Origin of the sequence: Gordonia aurantiaca, assembly GCF_039939235.1 — a bacterium.
Classification (GTDB): Bacteria; Actinomycetota; Actinomycetes; order Mycobacteriales; family Mycobacteriaceae; genus Gordonia.
On sequence record NZ_JBDUUF010000007.1, the window covers coordinates 34,607 to 52,172 of the forward strand.

The 17,566-nt window shown below is 68.1% G+C and carries 16 protein-coding genes; 11 read left to right on the top strand and 5 right to left on the bottom strand.

From position 1 onward, the window contains the following. The first annotated feature begins 6 nt into the window (after positions 1-6). Positions 7-921 (top strand): tRNA glutamyl-Q(34) synthetase GluQRS, encoded by a 915-nt coding sequence (gluQRS, locus tag ABFT43_RS14410; protein ID WP_347961041.1) that lies wholly within the window; start codon positions 7-9, stop codon positions 919-921. A gap of 27 nt (positions 922-948) precedes the next feature. Here gluQRS and ABFT43_RS14415 read toward each other — a convergent pair whose 3' ends face one another. The 3 genes from ABFT43_RS14415 to tgt form a co-directional block, all read right to left on the bottom strand. Beyond that, positions 949-1,959, bottom strand: coding sequence for a hemolysin family protein (locus ABFT43_RS14415; RefSeq protein WP_347961042.1), 1,011 nt, complete (start codon positions 1,957-1,959; stop codon positions 949-951). Continuing rightward, positions 1,952-3,379 carry a hemolysin family protein gene (locus ABFT43_RS14420; RefSeq protein ID WP_347961043.1) on the bottom strand — a complete coding sequence of 476 codons (1,428 nt, stop codon included), beginning with the start codon at positions 3,377-3,379 and terminating at the stop codon, positions 1,952-1,954. The genes ABFT43_RS14415 and ABFT43_RS14420 overlap by 8 nt, the downstream gene beginning before the upstream one ends. Before the next feature lie 223 nt (positions 3,380-3,602). Further along, entirely contained in the window at positions 3,603-4,859 is a 1,257-nt protein-coding gene (gene tgt, locus ABFT43_RS14425) for a tRNA guanosine(34) transglycosylase Tgt (protein ID WP_347961044.1), read from the bottom strand. 117 nt (positions 4,860-4,976) lie between these two features. Between tgt and ABFT43_RS14430 the strand changes: the two genes are divergently transcribed. Further along, positions 4,977-5,471 carry a hypothetical protein gene (locus ABFT43_RS14430; RefSeq protein ID WP_347961045.1) on the top strand — a complete coding sequence of 165 codons (495 nt, stop codon included), beginning with the start codon at positions 4,977-4,979 and terminating at the stop codon, positions 5,469-5,471. Positions 5,472-5,532: 61 nt separating this feature from the next. Then, positions 5,533-6,330 (top strand): MerR family transcriptional regulator, encoded by a 798-nt coding sequence (locus tag ABFT43_RS14435; RefSeq protein ID WP_347961046.1) that lies wholly within the window; start codon positions 5,533-5,535, stop codon positions 6,328-6,330. Between the two features lie 39 nt (positions 6,331-6,369). Here the strand turns inward: ABFT43_RS14435 and ABFT43_RS14440 are convergent, their stop codons facing one another. Then, positions 6,370-7,185 carry a tyrosine-protein phosphatase gene (locus tag ABFT43_RS14440; RefSeq protein WP_347961047.1) on the bottom strand — a complete coding sequence of 272 codons (816 nt, stop codon included), beginning with the start codon at positions 7,183-7,185 and terminating at the stop codon, positions 6,370-6,372. A 717-nt stretch (positions 7,186-7,902) separates the two neighbouring features. Between ABFT43_RS14440 and ABFT43_RS14445 the strand changes: the two genes are divergently transcribed. The 5 genes from ABFT43_RS14445 to ABFT43_RS14465 all read left to right on the top strand — a co-directional run bounded on the left by ABFT43_RS14445 (position 7,903) and on the right by ABFT43_RS14465 (position 13,950). Next, entirely contained in the window at positions 7,903-8,634 is a 732-nt protein-coding gene (locus ABFT43_RS14445; protein ID WP_347961048.1) for an ATP-binding cassette domain-containing protein, read from the top strand. A gap of 7 nt (positions 8,635-8,641) precedes the next feature. Beyond that, positions 8,642-10,603 carry a YhgE/Pip domain-containing protein gene (locus ABFT43_RS14450; RefSeq protein ID WP_347961049.1) on the top strand — a complete coding sequence of 654 codons (1,962 nt, stop codon included), beginning with the start codon at positions 8,642-8,644 and terminating at the stop codon, positions 10,601-10,603. Positions 10,604-10,731: 128 nt separating this feature from the next. Continuing rightward, a complete protein-coding gene (locus ABFT43_RS14455) occupies positions 10,732-12,141 on the top strand; it encodes a glutamate decarboxylase (protein ID WP_347961050.1) in 1,410 nt (469 codons plus the stop codon). An 85-nt stretch (positions 12,142-12,226) separates the two neighbouring features. Further along, positions 12,227-12,904 carry a hypothetical protein gene (locus ABFT43_RS14460; RefSeq protein ID WP_347961051.1) on the top strand — a complete coding sequence of 226 codons (678 nt, stop codon included), beginning with the start codon at positions 12,227-12,229 and terminating at the stop codon, positions 12,902-12,904. After that, a complete protein-coding gene (locus ABFT43_RS14465; RefSeq protein WP_347961052.1) occupies positions 12,901-13,950 on the top strand; it encodes a helix-turn-helix domain-containing protein in 1,050 nt (349 codons plus the stop codon). The genes ABFT43_RS14460 and ABFT43_RS14465 overlap by 4 nt, the downstream gene beginning before the upstream one ends. On the opposite strand, the gene ABFT43_RS14470 is transcribed toward ABFT43_RS14465, so the two are convergent. Next, positions 13,947-15,257 carry a UDP-N-acetylmuramoyl-tripeptide--D-alanyl-D-alanine ligase gene (locus ABFT43_RS14470; protein ID WP_347961242.1) on the bottom strand — a complete coding sequence of 437 codons (1,311 nt, stop codon included), beginning with the start codon at positions 15,255-15,257 and terminating at the stop codon, positions 13,947-13,949. The genes ABFT43_RS14465 and ABFT43_RS14470 overlap by 4 nt on opposite strands. A gap of 180 nt (positions 15,258-15,437) precedes the next feature. Between ABFT43_RS14470 and ABFT43_RS14475 the strand changes: the two genes are divergently transcribed. The 3 genes from ABFT43_RS14475 (at position 15,438) to ABFT43_RS14485 (ending at position 17,565) form a co-directional block, all read left to right on the top strand. Beyond that, complete coding sequence (locus ABFT43_RS14475; protein WP_347961053.1) at positions 15,438-16,514, top strand: D-alanine--D-alanine ligase family protein; 1,077 nt, start codon at positions 15,438-15,440, stop codon at positions 16,512-16,514. 87 nt (positions 16,515-16,601) lie between these two features. Next, positions 16,602-17,042 carry a hypothetical protein gene (locus tag ABFT43_RS14480; RefSeq protein WP_347961054.1) on the top strand — a complete coding sequence of 147 codons (441 nt, stop codon included), beginning with the start codon at positions 16,602-16,604 and terminating at the stop codon, positions 17,040-17,042. A gap of 127 nt (positions 17,043-17,169) precedes the next feature. After that, positions 17,170-17,565 carry an NADH-quinone oxidoreductase subunit A gene (locus ABFT43_RS14485; protein WP_347961055.1) on the top strand — a complete coding sequence of 132 codons (396 nt, stop codon included), beginning with the start codon at positions 17,170-17,172 and terminating at the stop codon, positions 17,563-17,565. Position 17,566: the final 1 nt, after the last annotated feature.

Genomic DNA, 17,566 nt, shown 5'->3' on the forward strand with positions numbered 1-17,566 from the left:
ACCCCGATGTCAACACAGCAGGCAGCGGGCCGGTACGCGCCGTCACCCTCGGGTGACCTGCATGTCGGCAACCTCCGTACCGCGGTGCTGGCGTGGCTGTTCGCCCGTACCACCGGCCGCCGGTTCCTCATCCGGATGGAGAACCTCGATCGTGCGGTCGAGGGGGCCGACGCCCGGCAACTCGCCGACCTCGCGTCGCTCGGACTGGACTGGGAGGAGCCGGTCGTCCACCAGACCGACCGCCGCGACGTCTACCGGCAGATCATCTCCGACCTGCGCGCATCGGGACGCACCTATGAGTGCTACTGCACGCGACGGGAGATCCTCGAGGCCCCGTCGGCGCCGCACGCACCGCAGGGCGCCTACCCGGGAACCTGCCGCGACCTGACCGACGAGCAGCGCGCCGAGAAGATCGCCGCGGGCCGGCCACCGGCGATCCGCATCCGGGCCGAGACCACCGAATTCACGGTGACGGATCTGCTCCACGGCAGCTACACCGGGATGGTCGACGACTTCGTCATCCAGCGCAACGACGGCACCCCGGCCTACAACCTCGCCGTGGTCGTCGACGACGCCGCGCAGGGCGTCGACCAGGTGGTCCGCGGCGACGACCTGTTGTCGTCCGCGCCACGGCAGGCGTACCTCGCGACCCTGCTGGGCGACGGGCCGCCGACGTACGCCCACGTGCCCATGGTGCTCAACCCCGAAGGTGTGCGGCTGTCCAAGCGCGACGGCGCGGTGACCCTCGCCGACCTCGCCGCCCAGGGCGTGTCACCCGAGCGGGTCCTGTCGCACATCGCACGGTCGTTGGGACTGGCCGCGACCGGCGAGACCGTCGACCTCGCGACGATCCTGGACCGCTTCGATCCCGACGAGCTCCCCCGGGCCCCCTGGTTGTTGCACCAGGAGGAGTGGAGCTGAGGGTGTCCGACCGTGAGGTCGGGGCGCTCAGGCGGTCGTGGCCAGCAATCTGTGCAGCAGGTCGTTGAGCGTGATCAGCCCGATCGCCCGTCCGGAATCGGTGACCAGAGCCAGGTGTGCCCGGCGCTCGCGCATGGTGGCCAGCGCCTCGTAGACGGGGCGGTCGGATTCGATCCGCAGCACCGGCCGCATCAGGTCGGCGGCCGTGGTCCCGGGCGGGGTCTGCAGGCTGTCGCGCACGTGCACGACACCGTGCACGGTGCCATCGACCGGCTCGCGCACCAGCAGGCGCAGATGGCCGGAAGTACGTCCGGCCGTCTGGATCTGGTCGGCGTCGGCGGTGGGCGGCACCGACCCCAGACGGTCGCTGGGGGTCACGACCTCGCCGAGCGTGAGCGGCTCCAGTTCCAGTGCGCTGGTCAGGTGTGCGTGGTATCGCTCGTCGATCGTGCCGACGGTCGCGGAGTGCTCCACCAGATGACGCAGCGCGTCACTGTCCTGTCCGGCGGCGACCTGGTCGACCGGCTCGACACCGACCCGCCGCAGGCACCAGTTGGCCAGGTGGTTGAGCTGCACGATGACCGGCCTGGTCACCCACATGAACCCGCGCATCGGCAGCGCGAGCACGATCGCGGACCGTTCCGGGTGCGCGATCGCCCACGACTTCGGGGCCATCTCCCCCACCACCAGGTGGATGAAGGTCACGATGATCAGGGCCAGCACGAAGCCGGCGATGTCGGCCGACCAGTGCGGCAGGCCCCACGTCTCGAAGACCGGCGTGAGCCAATGGTGCACGGCCGGTTTGGTGACCGAGCCGAGGGCCAGGGTGCAGACGGTGATGCCGAGTTGCGACCCCGCCAGCAGAACAGACAGTTCCGAGGCGCTGCGGAGCGCGGCGCGGGCACTGCTGCTCGAGGACGCGGCGTCCTCGAGCCGGTGACGACGGGCCGCGATGAGCGCGAACTCGACCGCGACGAAGAACGCACTCGCGGCGATCAGCACGACGGTGACGACCGCGACGATCCACGGGTTACTCATCGTCGGCCTCGCCTCCGGCCCCTTCGACGACCGCATCGGGGCTCTGCTCCACTGCCTCTGTCATGGACACGAGTGCGGGTACGTGCTTGTCGACCTCGAGAACCGTCACGAGCACGCCCCGCGGAGCGGGCTCCTCGTCGTCCAGGATCGCGGCGGGATCGGGGTCGATCGTGATGGTCACGGTATCCCCCACCTCGGGCAGTCCGACGTATTCGGCGATCACCAGGCCGGCGATGGTCTCGTAATCCCCTTCCGGCAGTTCGAGTCCGATCTCCCGGGACACCTCGTCGACATGGGCGTCGCCGCGCACGAGCCAGCCGTTGTCGGTCTCCTCGACGACCGCCACGGTCTCGGGGTCGTGCTCGTCGTCGATCTCGCCGACGAGCTCCTCGGCGATGTCCTCGGCGGTCACGACGCCGGCGAAACCGCCGTACTCGTCGATGACGATGGCCATCTCCTCCGCCGCGGCGGAGAGGTTCTCGAGGACCTCGGGAAGCGGCAGCGTCGACGGGACGACGACGGCCCGGCGGCACAGATCACGCGCGGTGGCATTCCGATCAGCCTGCGCCGGGACCATTTTCACCGCGTGTGACCACTCGAGGAGGTCGTGCAGGTGGACCACGCCGAGCACTTCGTCGCCGGGACCGGCGATGACCGGGTAGCGGGTGTGCCCCGCACTCATCCGCGCGAGCACCTCCTCGGCGGTCGCCGAGGCGTCCACGTGATCGGTGTGCGGGCGCGGGATCATCGCGTGTTCGGCGGTGCGCGTGGGGAATTCGAGCACACGATCGAGCAGGATCGACAGGTCGTCGGGCAGTTCGCCCGCATCCCGCGACTCGGCGACGATGTGCTCGAGGTCCCGCACCGACGCCGAGTGCTCCACGTCGTGCACCGGCTCGATCCGCAGGGCGCGCAACAGAAGGTTCGACGCCTTGTCGAAGAGCGCGATCAGCCAGCCGAAGACCGTGAGATAGATGGTCGTCGAACGGGCGAGCCACAATGCGACGGGTTCGGCGCGGGCGATCGCGAGATTCTTGGGAAACAGTTCTCCGAAGACCATCTGCACGACGGTCGAGAACCCGATCGCGATGACGGTGCCGATCACCACACCGACGCCGAGGGGGATACCTACTCCGCCCAGCAGGTCACCGATCCCCGTTCCGATGAGCGGCTCGGCGACGTAACCGACCAGCAGGCCGGTGACGGTGATGCCGAGCTGCGCCCCCGAGAGCATGAACGAGGTTCGGCGGGTGACGGAGAGTGCGCGCCCGGCGGCGGCGTCGCCGGATTCGGCGCGGGCTTTCAGGCGGGAACGATCGACCGCCATGAAGCCGAATTCCTGGGCCACGAAGTACCCGGTCAGGGCCGTGATCACCAGGACCACCAGAATCCCCAGGACGATGCCGAGTACGGTCAGCACGGCGACATCCGATCGCCGGCGACGGACGGGGCGTCGGGGTGGAACGCCACGCGGTGGACCGCGTGGGATGAACTCGATTCAGTGCTGGGTGCCGACGGGTGTCGTCGGCGTTTTCGGCGCTTTCCGCGTCTCATCTTTCTCTCTCGTCGTGCTCGGGTCTACCCATACAGGGTGCCGAGTCGCCCATCGGTGCGCAAGTTCCACCGGCGCAGGTTTGCGCAGGTCAATCCTTCTTGCCGCCGTAGTAGCGACGCAGGAACTCGTCGCGGTACTCGAAGTAGTTCCCGTCTTCGATGGCCTGCCGGGCGCGGTCGACCAGCGCAACGATGAACGACACGTTGTGCAGGGTCGCGAGCGTCGCGGCGAGCCCCTCCTTCGCCTTGAACAGGTGATGGATGTAGGCGCGGCTGTACTGTGAGCTGTAGTTCTCGACCTCCGGGTCGAGCGGGCGGAAGTCGTTGCGGTACTTGGCGTTCGTGATGTTGTAGCGACCGTCGAGCGAGTAGATCGCACCGTTGCGGGCCACCCGGGTGGGCGAGACGCAATCGAAGGTGTCGACGCCGTTCTCGATCGCGGTGAAGATGTCGTCGGGCTCGCTGATGCCCAGCAGGTGCTTCGGCGAATCCTCGGGCAGTTCGTCGTTCACCCAGCCGACGATGGTGCCCAGGTTGTGCTTCTCGAGCGCGCCACCGATCCCGTAGCCGCCGAAGCCCTTTCCGCCCGCCGCGCGGTCGGCGTCGCTGAGTGCGACGAGGTCGCGGGATGCCTTGCGGCGCAGGTCCTCGTACTGCGCACCCTGCACCACACCCCACAGCGCCTGCTGCGGACGGTGCGCGCGCTCGACGCTGAGCCGGTTGTGCTCGGCGAGGCAGCGGATCGCCCATGACCGGGTTCGCTCCAGCGAATTAACCTGGTACTCACGGGTGTTCATGAGCGTGGTCAGCTCGTCGAAAGCGAAGATGATGTCCGCGCCGAGCTGATGCTGGATCTGCATCGACACCTCGGGGGTGAAACGGTGTGCCGACCCGTCGAGATGCGATTTGAAGGTGACACCGTCGTCGTCCACGCGCGACAGGCGCTCACGCCCGTTCGCGGTGAGCGCGTCGTCGGGGTTGACCTCCATCGAGATGACCTTCTTGAAACCCGCGCCGAGCGACATGACCTGGAATCCGCCGCTGTCGGTGTAGGTCGGCCCGTGCCAGTTCATGAACTTTCCGAGGCCGCCGGCCTGGTCGACGATTTCCGGCCCGGGCTGCAGGTAGAGGTGGTAGGCGTTGGCCAGCACGGCCTGCGCGCCGAGCTCGGCGACCGACTCGGGCAGGACGGTCTTGACCGTGGCCTTGGTGCCGACCGGGATGAAGGCGGGCGTTCGGATCCGGCCATGGGGAGTCGAGATCACCCCGGTGCGGCCACGGGTGCCCGGCAGGGTGGTGCCGATGGTGAAGGGACGCTCGGCGACATGACTCTCGGTACTGCTCACCGGTGCATCCTCGCAGGTCGGGGCCGGTCATCCCAAACCGGCGACGCGTCCGGCGGCGTCCGGGGCGGCCTGACGTGCCCTCCATATCGCCGGTGCGGGGTTCGATACGGTGGAACCATGCCGAGCCCCCGAGTGCTGACCCGCCCGAGAAAGTCCGCCACCGGCCTCGCCGCAGTGGCCGGCGCATCGCTCGCCCTGCTCACGCTGACGGCGTGTGGCGAGGGCCAGGACGTCACCGACACCTCCGCGAGCGCGACGGCGGCGGTCGAACAGCAGGCGGGCCCGTCCACCTCGCCGCCGGTCGTGGCCGGACGCAAGCCGGTGTCGAAGCCCGCGACGTCGAGCGCCGCCTCCGCGGCCGGCACGTCGGCCGCCGGTGGTCCGGGCACCGAATGCGGCACGATTCCCGGCCCCGATGGCGCGCTGACCGTCACGATCCTCGCCGGCGACGTCGCCTGCGCGACCGCCAAAGAGATCGGCGACGAGTACGGCCCGAAGATCGCGACGGGCGCGCAACACAAGGTGTCGGACTGGACCTGCGGCCCGTCGCAGCTGACCGGCGTGCTCGCGGCATGCCAGAAGGACACCTCGGTCATCGGCTTCGCACCCTAGGCGGCTTCCCGCGCGAAAGGGGCTTGACCCTGACGCGACGTCAGGCTCGAAGGTGGCCGATGTGAGTGATGAGGAACGTTCCGCCGAGTCGCGACCCACGCGGCCGCTGACGGTCGGGGTGGTCGCGGGTATGGCCGGTGTCAGCGTCCGGACGCTGCATCATTACGACCGGATCGGGCTGGTGACGCCCTCGGGCCGTACCGCGGCCGGCTACCGCGTCTACGACGACGCCGACGTCGAACGGCTCTACCGGGTGCTGACGTACCGCGAACTCGGCTTTCCTCTCGAGCGGATAGCGACCCTGCTCGACGATCCGGATGCAGACGAGCTGCATCACCTCCGCACCCAGCGCGAACTGCTGTCCGGGCGGATCGATCACCTGCGACGGATGGTCGCGGCAGTGGAGGAGATGATGGCCACCAAGAAGCAGGGAATCCGGTTGTCGGCGGCCGAGCAGGCCGAGATCTTCGGCGACGACTGGCGCGGTGAGGAGTTCGCCGCCGAGGCGGCCGAACGCTGGGGGGACACCGACGCGTGGCGGCAGAGCCGGGCGCGGGCGGCCCGGTACACCAAGGAGGACTGGGCGCGCATCAAGGTCGAGACCGACGACCTCGAACGACGTCTCGCCGACGCCATGCTGCGCGGCGTGACCCCGGGATCGGACGAGGCCGACGCGCTGGCCGAAGAGCACCGCGCACAGATCGGCCGGTTCTACGACTGCAGCCACGAGATGCACATCGGACTCGCCGACATGTACGTCGCCGACCCCCGGTTCACCGCACACTACGACCAGGTGGCCGCGGGGCTCGCGGTCTACGTCCGCGAGGTGATCCGGGCCAACGCCGCGAAGCAGGGGTGACCGGCCGGTCACCCCTGCTTCGCCGCATCGGCGCCGGTCTCACTCGTCCAGGTAGCGCTTCCGGAGCGTCTCGACGACGGCGGAATCCAGTCCGAGACCCTCGACGAAGTAGCCCTCGACATCGCCGAACTCCTTCGTCATCTCGTCGAAGGCGCCCTCGAGGTACTCGCGCCGGACACCCAGGATCGCCGACAGGATCTCCGGGTCGCCGCCGGCGTTCTCGAAGGCCGCGAAGACCGGGTGCAGGGCCGGGATGAGTTCGTCGTTCGTCAGGAGGTAGTCCTCGAAGACCTCGTCCCGGCCCACACCGAGCACCGACAGGAAGGTCGCCGCGGCCCACCCCGTCCGGTCCTTACCGGTGGTGCAGTGGAAGAGCGCGGCGCCCGACGTCGACGGCTCCGCCAGGTCCTCGTAGAACTTCTTGTAGGCCGCGCGGGCGCTGGGCAGGTTGACGATCTGCCGGTAGGTGCCCTCGATCAGGGTCTCGGCCTTACCGCCTCCGAGCGCCTCGTTCGCCTTGGCCACCATGGCCGGGTTCGCGAGCACCTCGTTGAGGTGGGCGGGGATCGCCGTCGACGAGTCGGCGAGGACGTCGAGCGGCACATCCGTGACACCGGGCAGCTCCGGGTCGGGTGCGGCCTCACGCTCGGCCGCGGTGCGCAGGTCGAAGATGGTCGTGATCCCGAGGGACTCGAACTTCTTCCGGTCGTCGCCTGCCAGGCGGTGCAGTTCGGTGGACCGGTACACGAGCCCGGACCGCACCTGCCGTCCGTCGCCGGTGGTCCATCCACCGAGATCACGGAGGTTGGGGACGGTGGCGAGGGGGATCGCGTGGGCGTGTGTCTTCTGTGCCATGAAAAGCGATTCTCCCAGCCATCCGGAATGGGTACGGCCAGGAAGCATCGCGTAATGACGATTATGTGCCGAGGCGACCCCGTCGGTCCTTCGAGAGCGGCACCTCACTGCCTCCTCTGGTCCGAAGTCAGGCGCAATGTTCTCCCTACCCGACGGTAACAAAAATATCGTGCCAACTTGCCCGCTTGTCGCGGTTGACCGTTTCCGTCCCCCGAATAGTTGACATCAAACGTCCCACCGACAGGATTCTTGCCGAGCATGAGCATTCTCCGTCATTACCTGAACCGCCTGATTAGAGCGCTCGCCGCACCGTTGCAGGCAGACCGGGGAGGCACCAGGCCACCGCGCTGAATTTGTGCCGCACGCCGATGTGCTCACCTGCATCCTCACGTTGTCATGCCTGATCGGCCTGGGCTAAGTTCACGGCAGGTCCGAAACGGCGGTTCACACCTGAACCATCCGGTCCGGACTCATGAATTTGTGCCGAAAGACGAAATTCACCGATCGATCCAACACGTTCGAGCGGTAACGCGCGTCCGCGTGCGCGCGACAGGGACACCAAGTCCCCTGACGATCGGGAACCCATCGGGACCCCATATCCACACGCAAGCTCCGGCCCGCAGGGTCGGCGCGCACCAGAACTCGGCGCCGACCGAGCACGAGAAACCGAGCACGAGAGAAAGATGAGCAATGTGGCCTTCGGACCGGGCGCCGACGATGAGTAAAGCCCCACAGCCAGGTGGCACCCCCTCCGACACCCCATTGATCGAAGGCCGCGGCCTGTCCGTGGAGGCTTCGTGGGGCCACATCTTCGGGCCGATCGACCTGCGTGTGCTGACCGGCGGCGTCACCGTCCTCGCCGGACCGGACGGGCGCGGGCGCACCGCGCTACTGCTCACCCTGGCAGGCCGGATGCGGCCCAGCTCGGGAGAACTCTCTGCATTCGGGCGGACGAACGACGCGCAGCATCTCTTCAACCAGGCCGCGGTCGCATGGATCGACGAGGTCGACGGCATCCAGCAGGCGATCCGTGTCCGCGACGTCGTCACCGAACTGATCCGCTGGTCTTCTCCGTGGTGGAAGTGGGTCACCCCGGCCCGTGAGGACGACCTCGAGCGCGTCTGCCGACCGGTGTTCGGTCCGTACCCGCTGCCCGACCTAGAGTCCTTCGTCGAGGAGCTGCCCGAACTGACCGCGGCGCTGTTCCGCATCGCCATCGGCAACCACCGGCAGCCGCCGCTGCTGGTCGTCGGCGGTGTCGACAAGCTGACGCGCCGGGAGAACCAGATCCATCTGATGGAACGGCTCGTCGACCTCGGCCGGAGCCAGACGGTCATCACCGCCGACATCAACGCGGTGTCGCCGTCGGGCGGCGTGCGCGACGTCATCCCCGTCGCCAATCTGACAGACGGCCAGTTCATCGGCCTCGAGCACGAAGATCGGACGTAGCAAGAACATGTTTGCCGCATTCTCCCCGGGCAGTGACGTCAAGCGGTACTACCGCGGGACCATGCCCCGGCTCGCCCTGGTCGTCATCATGCTCATGCCGTTGCTCTACGGCGCGATGTACCTGTGGGCGTTCTGGAATCCGTTCGCCGCCGCCGACAAGATCCCCGTGGCCCTCGTGAACGAGGACAAGGGTGCCGTCGTGATGGGCGAGAAGCTCAACGCCGGCGAGCAGGTCGCCGCGGGGCTCATCGAATCCAAGCAGCTCGACCTGCACGAGGTCTCCCCGGCCGAGGCCGCCGACGGCGTCGCGCACGGCAAGTACTACTTCTCGATCACCCTGCCCGAGGACTTCAGCGCGGCGATCGCGTCGCCGACGAGCGATGAACCGAAGTCGGCACCGCTGGTGTTCACCTACAACGACGCCAACAACTACCTCGCGACCATCATCGGTCAGGATGCCGCTCAGCAGGTCGTCAACAAGGTCAGCGCCCAGGTGGGCGCCCAGACCTTCGACATCGTCCTCAACGACGTGGGTTCGGTGACCGGCAAGCTCACCGAGGCCGCCGACGGCGCCAACGAGCTGGAGGCCGGCCTCAAGTCCGCGAACACCGGCGCCCAGGAGATCGCCACCAATCTGGTGACCGCCAAGAACGGCGCGGCACAGCTCGCGAGCGGACTCGGGGAACTCGACTCCGCACTGATCAAGGCCACCGACCCGCTGCTCAACGCGCTCGGCGCCGACCAGACCGGTCTGTCGGCCGCCGAGGTCAACGCAGCCGCCGATCGTCTGGCCCGTAACGCGGGAGCCGCCTCGAAGGAACTCAGCGCGGCGGCCAACCAGCAGTCACAGGCCAGCCAGGCGCTCGACAACGTCATCCAGCGGCTGAACGCGTCCAGCGACCCGGCGATGCGCAACCTCGCCGGGGCGTTGGCGCCGGCCCAGCAGTTCCTGCGCACCAGCGGTCTCGGTCCCGACGCGAACAACCAGCTGAGCCAGCTGAACACCGACGCCACCCTGCTCTCGCAGCAGCTCGGCAACCCCAACAGCCCGCTGCGGCTCGGTCTCTCGCTGGCCGAGAACGGCGGTCTGCGCAACGACATCATGGCCGCACGCGGAGCCGCGAACGAACTCGCCAGTGGCTCCGCGGAACTCAGCACCGGCCTCGGTGAGCTGAGCGCCGGCGCGGACGAACTGGCCTCGGGCACCGAGCAGCTGTACGCCGGTTCGAAGGAGCTGGCGTCCGGTCTCGACGAGGGCGTCAAGGCGATCCCGTCGTGGTCCAAGAAGCAGAAGGAGGAGATCGCCTCGACCCTCGCGCAGCCGGTCACGCTGCACGAGGACTACACCCACGAGGCACCGACCTTCGGCACCGGTTTCGCGCCGTTCTTCATGTCCCTCGCGCTGTTCGTCGGCGGCATCATCACCTGGATGCTGCTGACCCCGCTGCAGTCCCGCCCGATCGTCCAGGGCTTCTCGTCGATGCGCGTCGTACTCGCCTCGTACGCACCGGCTTTCACGATCGGTTTCGCCCAGGCGGCCATCCTGTACTCGGTCGTCACGTTCGCGGTCGGCCTCCGGGCCGTCCATCCGATCGCGACGTTCCTGTTCCTGTTGCTGGTCGTCGCGACCTTCATGGCGATGATCCAGATGTTCGACGCGGTGTTCGGCATAGCCGTGGGACGTGTCGTGACACTGGCCTTCCTGATGGTCCAGCTGGTGTCCGCGGGCGGTATCTACCCCGTCCCGACCACGGCCAAACCATTCCAGTACATCCACTACGTCGACCCGATGACCTACACCGTGGAAGGCCTGAGACAGCTCACCGTGGGCGGCATCGACTATCGACTGTGGCTGGCGATCGGCGTCCTCGCCGGGATCACCATCGTCTGCCTGCTCATCTCGGCGTGGGCAGCGCGGCGGAACCGTCAGTACACGATGGACCGCCTGTATCCGCCGGTGGAGGTCTAGGGAGGTCTCAGAAACAGCCAAACCCGCCACCAACTGTCACCCCGGGGTGGTCGAATACAACCATCCACCCCACTCACCCCCATTCGGTACCGATCGCTTGAAGCATCCGAACACCAGGAGGAAACACCTTGACCCCCGAACCGACTTCGCACGCCCGCGCGACCACCAACATCGGCGACGACCTGATCCTGCGTACCGTCTTCACCCGTCCGGGTGAGGCCACCGATCTGCCGAAGTTCTCGCTGGCCGACAACATGCTGCTGCCCGAGACCGCCTACCAGATCGTCCACGACGAGGCGATGCTCGACGGCAACGCGCGGCTGAACCTCGCGACCTTCGTCTCGACCTGGATGGACGACGAGGCCAAGAAGCTGTACGCGGAAACCGTCGACAAGAACATGATCGACAAGGACGAGTACCCGCAGACGGCCGCCATCGAGGACCGGTGCTGGCGGATCCTCGCCAACCTGTGGCACAACCCGGACGTCGAGAACGCCATCGGCACCTCGACGATCGGTTCGTCGGAGGCCTGCATGCTGGGCGGTCTCGCCCTCAAGCGCCACTGGCAGACCCGCCGCAAGGCCGAGGGCAAGTCCATCGAGAAGCCGAACCTGGTGCTGTCCACCGCCGTGCAGGTCTGCTGGGAGAAGTTCTGCAACTACTTCGAGGTCGAGCCGCGCTGGGTCCCGATCACCGAGGAGCACATGGTCCTCGACGGCCATGACCTCGAGAAGTACGTCGACGAGAACACCATCGGCGTCGTCGCCATCATGGGCCAGACCTACACCGGCATGTACGAGCCGGTGAAGGAGATCGCCGCCAAGCTCGACGAGATCCAGGCCAACACCGGCCTCGACGTCAAGATCCACGTCGACGGCGCGTCGGGCGCGATGATCGCCCCGTTCTGCCAGCCCGATCTGGAATGGGACTTCCGCGTCGAGCGCGTCGTCTCGATCAACACCTCGGGCCACAAGTTCGGCCTCGTGTACCCGGGTGTCGGCTGGGTCGTGTGGCGCAGCACCGAGGCGCTGCCGGAGAGCATGGTCTTCCACTGCAGCTACCTCGGTGGCAACATGCCCACCCTGGCCCTGAACTTCTCGCGCCCCGGCGCCCAGGTGCTGCTGCAGTACTACCAGTTCCTGCGTCTCGGCCGCGAGGGCTACCGCCAGGTCCAGCAGGGCTCGCTCGACGTCGCCCAGTGGCTGTCGTCGGAGATCGCCAAGATCGACGCCTTCGAGCTCGTCAGCAAGGGCGACACCATCCCGGTGTTCGCGTGGCGCCTGAAGAAGGGCCACACCGACAACTGGAACCTCTACGACCTGTCGGATCGCCTGCGCATGAAGGGCTGGCTGGTCCCGGCCTACCCGATGGCCGACGACCTGGCCGACCTGACCGTCCAGCGCATCGTCGTCCGTGCCGGCCTGAGCCATGACCTCGCGCGTGCGCTCATCGCCGACATCAAGACCGAGGTCGAGTTCCTCGATCGTCTGGAGGGCCCGATCCCGGCCGAGGGCCCGCGGAGCCACTTCCATCACTGATCGGTAGATCCTCACACGACGAGGTCCCCCCACCCGACCCCCGTCGGGCCGGGGGACCTCGTCACAGGACAGGCAGGTAAGAACAATGACCGTTGCCGCGTCGTCCCCCGGGCGCAGCACGATCTTCGTCCCCACACTGAACAAGCAGTGCTGGGGCTTCATGATCGGTTCGGCACTCTTCGCGCTGAGTTCCGCACCAGGGTTCGGCTCCTGGGCCGGCTCCGGCGCCGTCAACCTCTGCTGTTTCATCGGCGCGTGGTTCTTCACCGCCGCCGGTCTCATCCAGGTGCTGCTCAGCGGCCCGGTGACCACCAAGGTCGACTACGGCAGCGGGATCATGGTGCGCGCCGACTGGCTCGCGGCCTCCACGCAGTCGCTGGGCACGATCCTCTTCAACGTCAGCACCACCGCGGCCCTCACCGCGCATTCGATTCCCGCGCAACGGGATCTGGTCTGGTCACCGGACGCCGGAGGATCGATCCTCTTCCTCATCAGCGGTTTCCTCGCGGTGCGCGGATACCGCCACGCGCACCGCTGGTTCGATCCGGGCGCCGCCGGCTGGTGGTCGGTCCAGATCAACCTGATCGGCTGCATCGCATTCGGTGTCGCGGCGGTGGGCGCATACGTCTCCAAGAGCGGCGTGACCGCCGACGCATCGCTGGCCAACTGGGGCACCTTCATCGGCGCGATCTGCTTCTTCCTGGCCTCGCTGGTCGTTCTCCCCGCGTGGACCCGCGGCAAGCAGGAGGCCACCGCGGCATGAGCGAACTGTTCGATGATGCAACGGAATTCGGCATTCCGAAACCGGTCGTCAACTCCTGGCGTAGTCGTATCGGCGCGGACCGGAACGAGGGACGGGCCAAACCCCTCCGCCTCTCCGGGCCGGAGGGCATGGAGAACTACAGTCCGTTCACCGAGATGCATGTCGACGACCCGGAGAAGTTCGATTCGTTCATGTATCTGCGCAAGCTGTCCACGGTCCTGCCGTTCTGCGCCCTGCATACACCGTTCGAGCTGACCCGCACTCCCGAACTCGTCGTCAAAGAGCCCTCCGATCACCTCATCATCGCGGTGCACACCATGAAGGGCCGCCACACGGTCCGCCAGGGCTCACGCGACTTCGCGTACCGGCCGGGGCAATTGGCCTTCCTCAGCAACGCGTCGCCGTACGTCGAACGCACCGCGGAGATCAACGACCCGGCAGGCCTGTTCATCCCGCTCGAGCTCCTCGGTCCGCAGCGCCGGATCGCCGAGCAGGCGCGGCGCCCGGTCGCCTCCCACACCCTGCTGGCCAGGGCCACCGCGTCGTTCATCCTCCGGTTCGCCGCGGACACCGCGGTCGAGGTCTCCGAGGCCACCGAGGAGACCGAGATGGCGGCCATCGAGCTCGTGCGTGCCGCGCTCGGTCAGCTCGACTACGAGAACCGCCCGATCACCGACAACGCGCTGTTCGTGCACGAGGCGGTCGCCGATCTGATCGAACGCCATCACCGCGACCCGTCGTTCGCCCCGAACACGCTCGCGCGGCTCCTGCACATCAGCCGCCGACAGCTCTACCGGCACTTCGAGGACACCGAGGACTCGCTGGCCGCACGCATCGCGGAGCGACGGCTCAAGACCGCCTGCGAGCTCCTGCGTACGCGTCCGGATCTCTCGATCGCCGACGTCGCGCGACACTCCGGATTCCCGTCCAGCCCCACCATGCGCAATCGGTTCCGCGCCGAGTTCGGTTGCGGCCCGAGCGAATACCGGGCACGCGCGAACGCCGAGGAAGGCGTGATCCATCTGGACCACTCGCGCAGCCGCTAGGCGCGGCCCAGCAGCGCCTGCGCGACCCGTTCCAGGGCGGCGACCCGGCTTCCCTTGACCAGCACGGCGTCCCCCGCCGCGAGGTCGGCGAGCGCGGCCACGGCCGCGTCGACGCCCGACAGGTGCCGGGCGGTGTCGCCGTAGTGCGGTTCGTCGACGGCGATGACCTCGATGCCGAGCGCCTGCGCCTCCTGCGCGATCGCGAGATGCTGTTCCGCCGACTCGTCACCGAGCTCGGCCATGGTTCCGAGGACCGCGACCCGCCGGCCGGCCTGCAGTGCGGCCAGCGACCTCAGCGCCGCCGACATCGACGTGGGATTGGCGTTGTAGGCGTCGTTGAGAACGACGACGCCGTTCGCCGACCGCGCGAGTTCCATTCGCAGCCCGGACAACTCGGCCCGGGACATCCCGGCCGCGATGTCCTCCACCGAGACCCCCAGTCCGCCACCGGCAGCCGCGGCGGCCAGGGCGTTGGGCACCTGATGCTCGCCGCGTGCGCCGAGACGCACCTCCGTCGAGCCCCAGGGGGTGTGCAGGCGGAACGACGCGCGCAGCTCCTCGTCGAGGACGATGTCGGACGCGTACACGTCGACGTCGGGCGACAGGCCGTACCTCAGCACGCGCGCCGAGGTCCGGTCGGCCATCGCCGCGACGTAGCGGTGGTCGGCGTTGAGGACGGCGATACCGTCGGCGGGCAGGGACTCGACGAGCTCGCCCTTCGCCCGGGCCACCGATTCGATGTCGCCGAACAACTCGAGGTGCGCGCCCTCGACACGGGTGATGACGCCGACCGTCGGGCTCGCGATCGAGCACAGCAACTCGATGTGCCCGATCCCGCGGGCGCCCATCTCCAGGACCACGGCCTCCACGTCGTCGGACGCCCCGGCGAGTGTCAGGGGCAGGCCGAGTTCGTTGTTGAAGGACTTCTCGCTCGCGGCGGTCCGGTAGGTGGTCTGCAGAACGCCGGCCAGCAGGTCCTTGGTGGATGTCTTGCCGACCGAGCCGGTGACCCCGACGACGCGGTCCGGGATGCGACGGCGCACCGCGCGACCGAGGTCGGCGAGCGCGAGGGCCGTGTCGGCGACCCGGATGGCCGTGCCGCCGATCGCCTCGGGCCGGGAGGTGAAGTAGGCGGGCGCCCCCGCGTCGAGTGCCGAGCGGATGAAGTCGTGGCCGTCGCGTTCGGCGACGATCGGGACGAACAGCTGACCCGGCCGGATGTTGCGGGAGTCGATGCTCGCCCCGTCGATCCGCACGTCGGGGCCCATCAACTCACCGCCGGTCGCCGCAGCGACCTCACTCGCCATGAAATGCACGTCCTCACGCTAGCCGACGACGGCGCCGGCCCCACGACCAGGCGAGGGGCCGCGAAGGGCCGTATACGACCTCGCCCCGTCACGGTCCGCCGGCGACGTCCACGGTGTCGAACTCCACATCGGCGCGGACACCGCGAGAACTCCTCTGCCGGTCCCCGTATCGTGACAGTCATGTCATCGCCGCTGTTGCGTCTCGTGGTCCTCTATGGTGGCGTCTCCGCCGAGCACGACGTGTCCCGCGTCACCGCCGCGCACGTCCTGGCCGCCGCGGACCGGGCGAAATACGACCTCGTGCCCATCGGCATCGCCAAGGACGGCGCCTGGCTGCGCAACGACAAGGCGATCGCCGCACTGGCCGACGGCACGCCCCTCCCCGATTCTCTCGAGGTCGCGGGCACCGTCATCGAGCCGCTGACCGAACTTCGCGGTCATGCCGACGAGGCGGTCACCGTGGTGCTGCCGCTGTTGCACGGCCCGCACGGCGAGGACGGCACCATCCAGGGGATGCTCGAGCTGTTCAAGCTGCCGTACGTGGGCGCGGGCGTGCTCTCGTCGGCGGTCTGCATGGACAAGGCGATGGCCAAGGTCGTCGCCGCCCAGGCCGGCATCCCGCAATGCCGCTGGATCGAGTTCCGCGACGGTGTCGACGACCCGCAGGCCGTGGTCGGCCGTGTGGTCGAGGAACTGGGCCTGCCGGTCTTCGTCAAGCCCGCCAACCTCGGATCGTCGGTCGGCATCAGCAAGGCGCATGACGCCGCCGAGGTGGACGCCGCGATCGACCTGGCCCTGCGCTACGACGACGTCGTGATCATCGAGGAGAACGTCGACGGCCGCGAGATCGAGGTCGCCGTGCTCGGCGACACCGCGCCCGAGACCTCAGTGCCCGGCGAGATCGTGCCCGGCAGCGATTTCTACGACTACGAGGACAAGTACGTCACCGGCGCCGCCAAGCTCGTCATCCCGGCGCCGCTGTCCGACGAGGCGGTGGCACAGGTCCGCGAACTGGCCGCCCGGACGTTCGCCGCGATGCGCTGCACCGGCATGGCGCGCGTCGACTTCTTCTACGAGGAGAGCGGCCGCGGCTGGCTGCTCAACGAGGTGAACACCATTCCCGGCTTCACCCCCGGATCGATGTACCCGAAGCTGTGGGAGGCGACCGGCATCGCCTACCCGGACCTCATCGACCAGCTCGTGACCCACGCCCTCGACGTCCATCGTCGCCGCGTCGGGTTCTCCACCGAGCACTGAGCGTCGCACCGGGCGATCCGGCCCGGCTCGCGCGTCTTCGCCGCGAACTCCCCGAACCGGACGCCCGACGGCGGTAGCATCGCACCCGTGACCGACACCCAGGCTCCCCGGGCGCTGCGTGTACTGGTCTATTCGAACCATCCCGACACCCGGGAACAGGTCATCGCCGCCCTGGGTTCACGGCCCACGAGCATGCTGCCCGAGCTGACCTTCACCGAAGTCGCCACCGCTCCAATGCTGTTCAGCCAGCTCGACGCCGGTGTCGTCGACGCCGTGATCGCCGACGGCGAGGCCACCCCCTACGGCGGGATGGGCGTCGCCAAGCAGATGAAGGACGAACTCGACCCCTGCCCGCCGGTGCTCGTGCTCCTCGGGCGCGCCGACGACCGGTGGCTGGCCGAATGGTCGCACGCCGACGCCTACGCCCATCTGCCCGTCGATCCGATCGCGTTGCCGGAGGCGTTCGTGGCGATGCTCCAAAACGCCGAACTGTCCGAAAATGGTGACTCCCGACGGACGAACACCTAGGCTTGTGGTGTAGCTCACACGCGTGTAGGAAGGTTGACAACCCGCCGCCTGCACGGTGAGGACAGTCGCCGAGCCGAGCCACCAACCACGTGGATGTCGGCACCCTGAGCGAGGAGGGGTCCACGCTTTGAACGCCTACGTCCCGATCATGATCCTCGGGGCAATCGGCGTGGCGTTTGCCGTTTTCAGCGTCTTCGTCGGCGTCGCCATCGGCCCGAAACGGTACAACCGCGCCAAACTCGAGGCCTACGAGTGCGGTATCGAACCGGTCGAGAAGAGCTTCCTGCTGCCGTCCTCCCGCGAGGAGGGCGCAGTGCGTCAGGTGCAGCGCGTGCCGATCAAGTACTACCTGACCGCCATGCTCTTCATCATCTTCGACATCGAGATCGTCTTCCTCTACCCGTGGGCGGTCGCCTTCGACTCCCTCGGCTGGTTCGGACTCGCCGCGATGCTGCTGTTCATCGTCAACGTCTCCGTCGCCTACGCCTACGAGTGGCGTCGGGGCGGACTGAGCTGGGATTGAG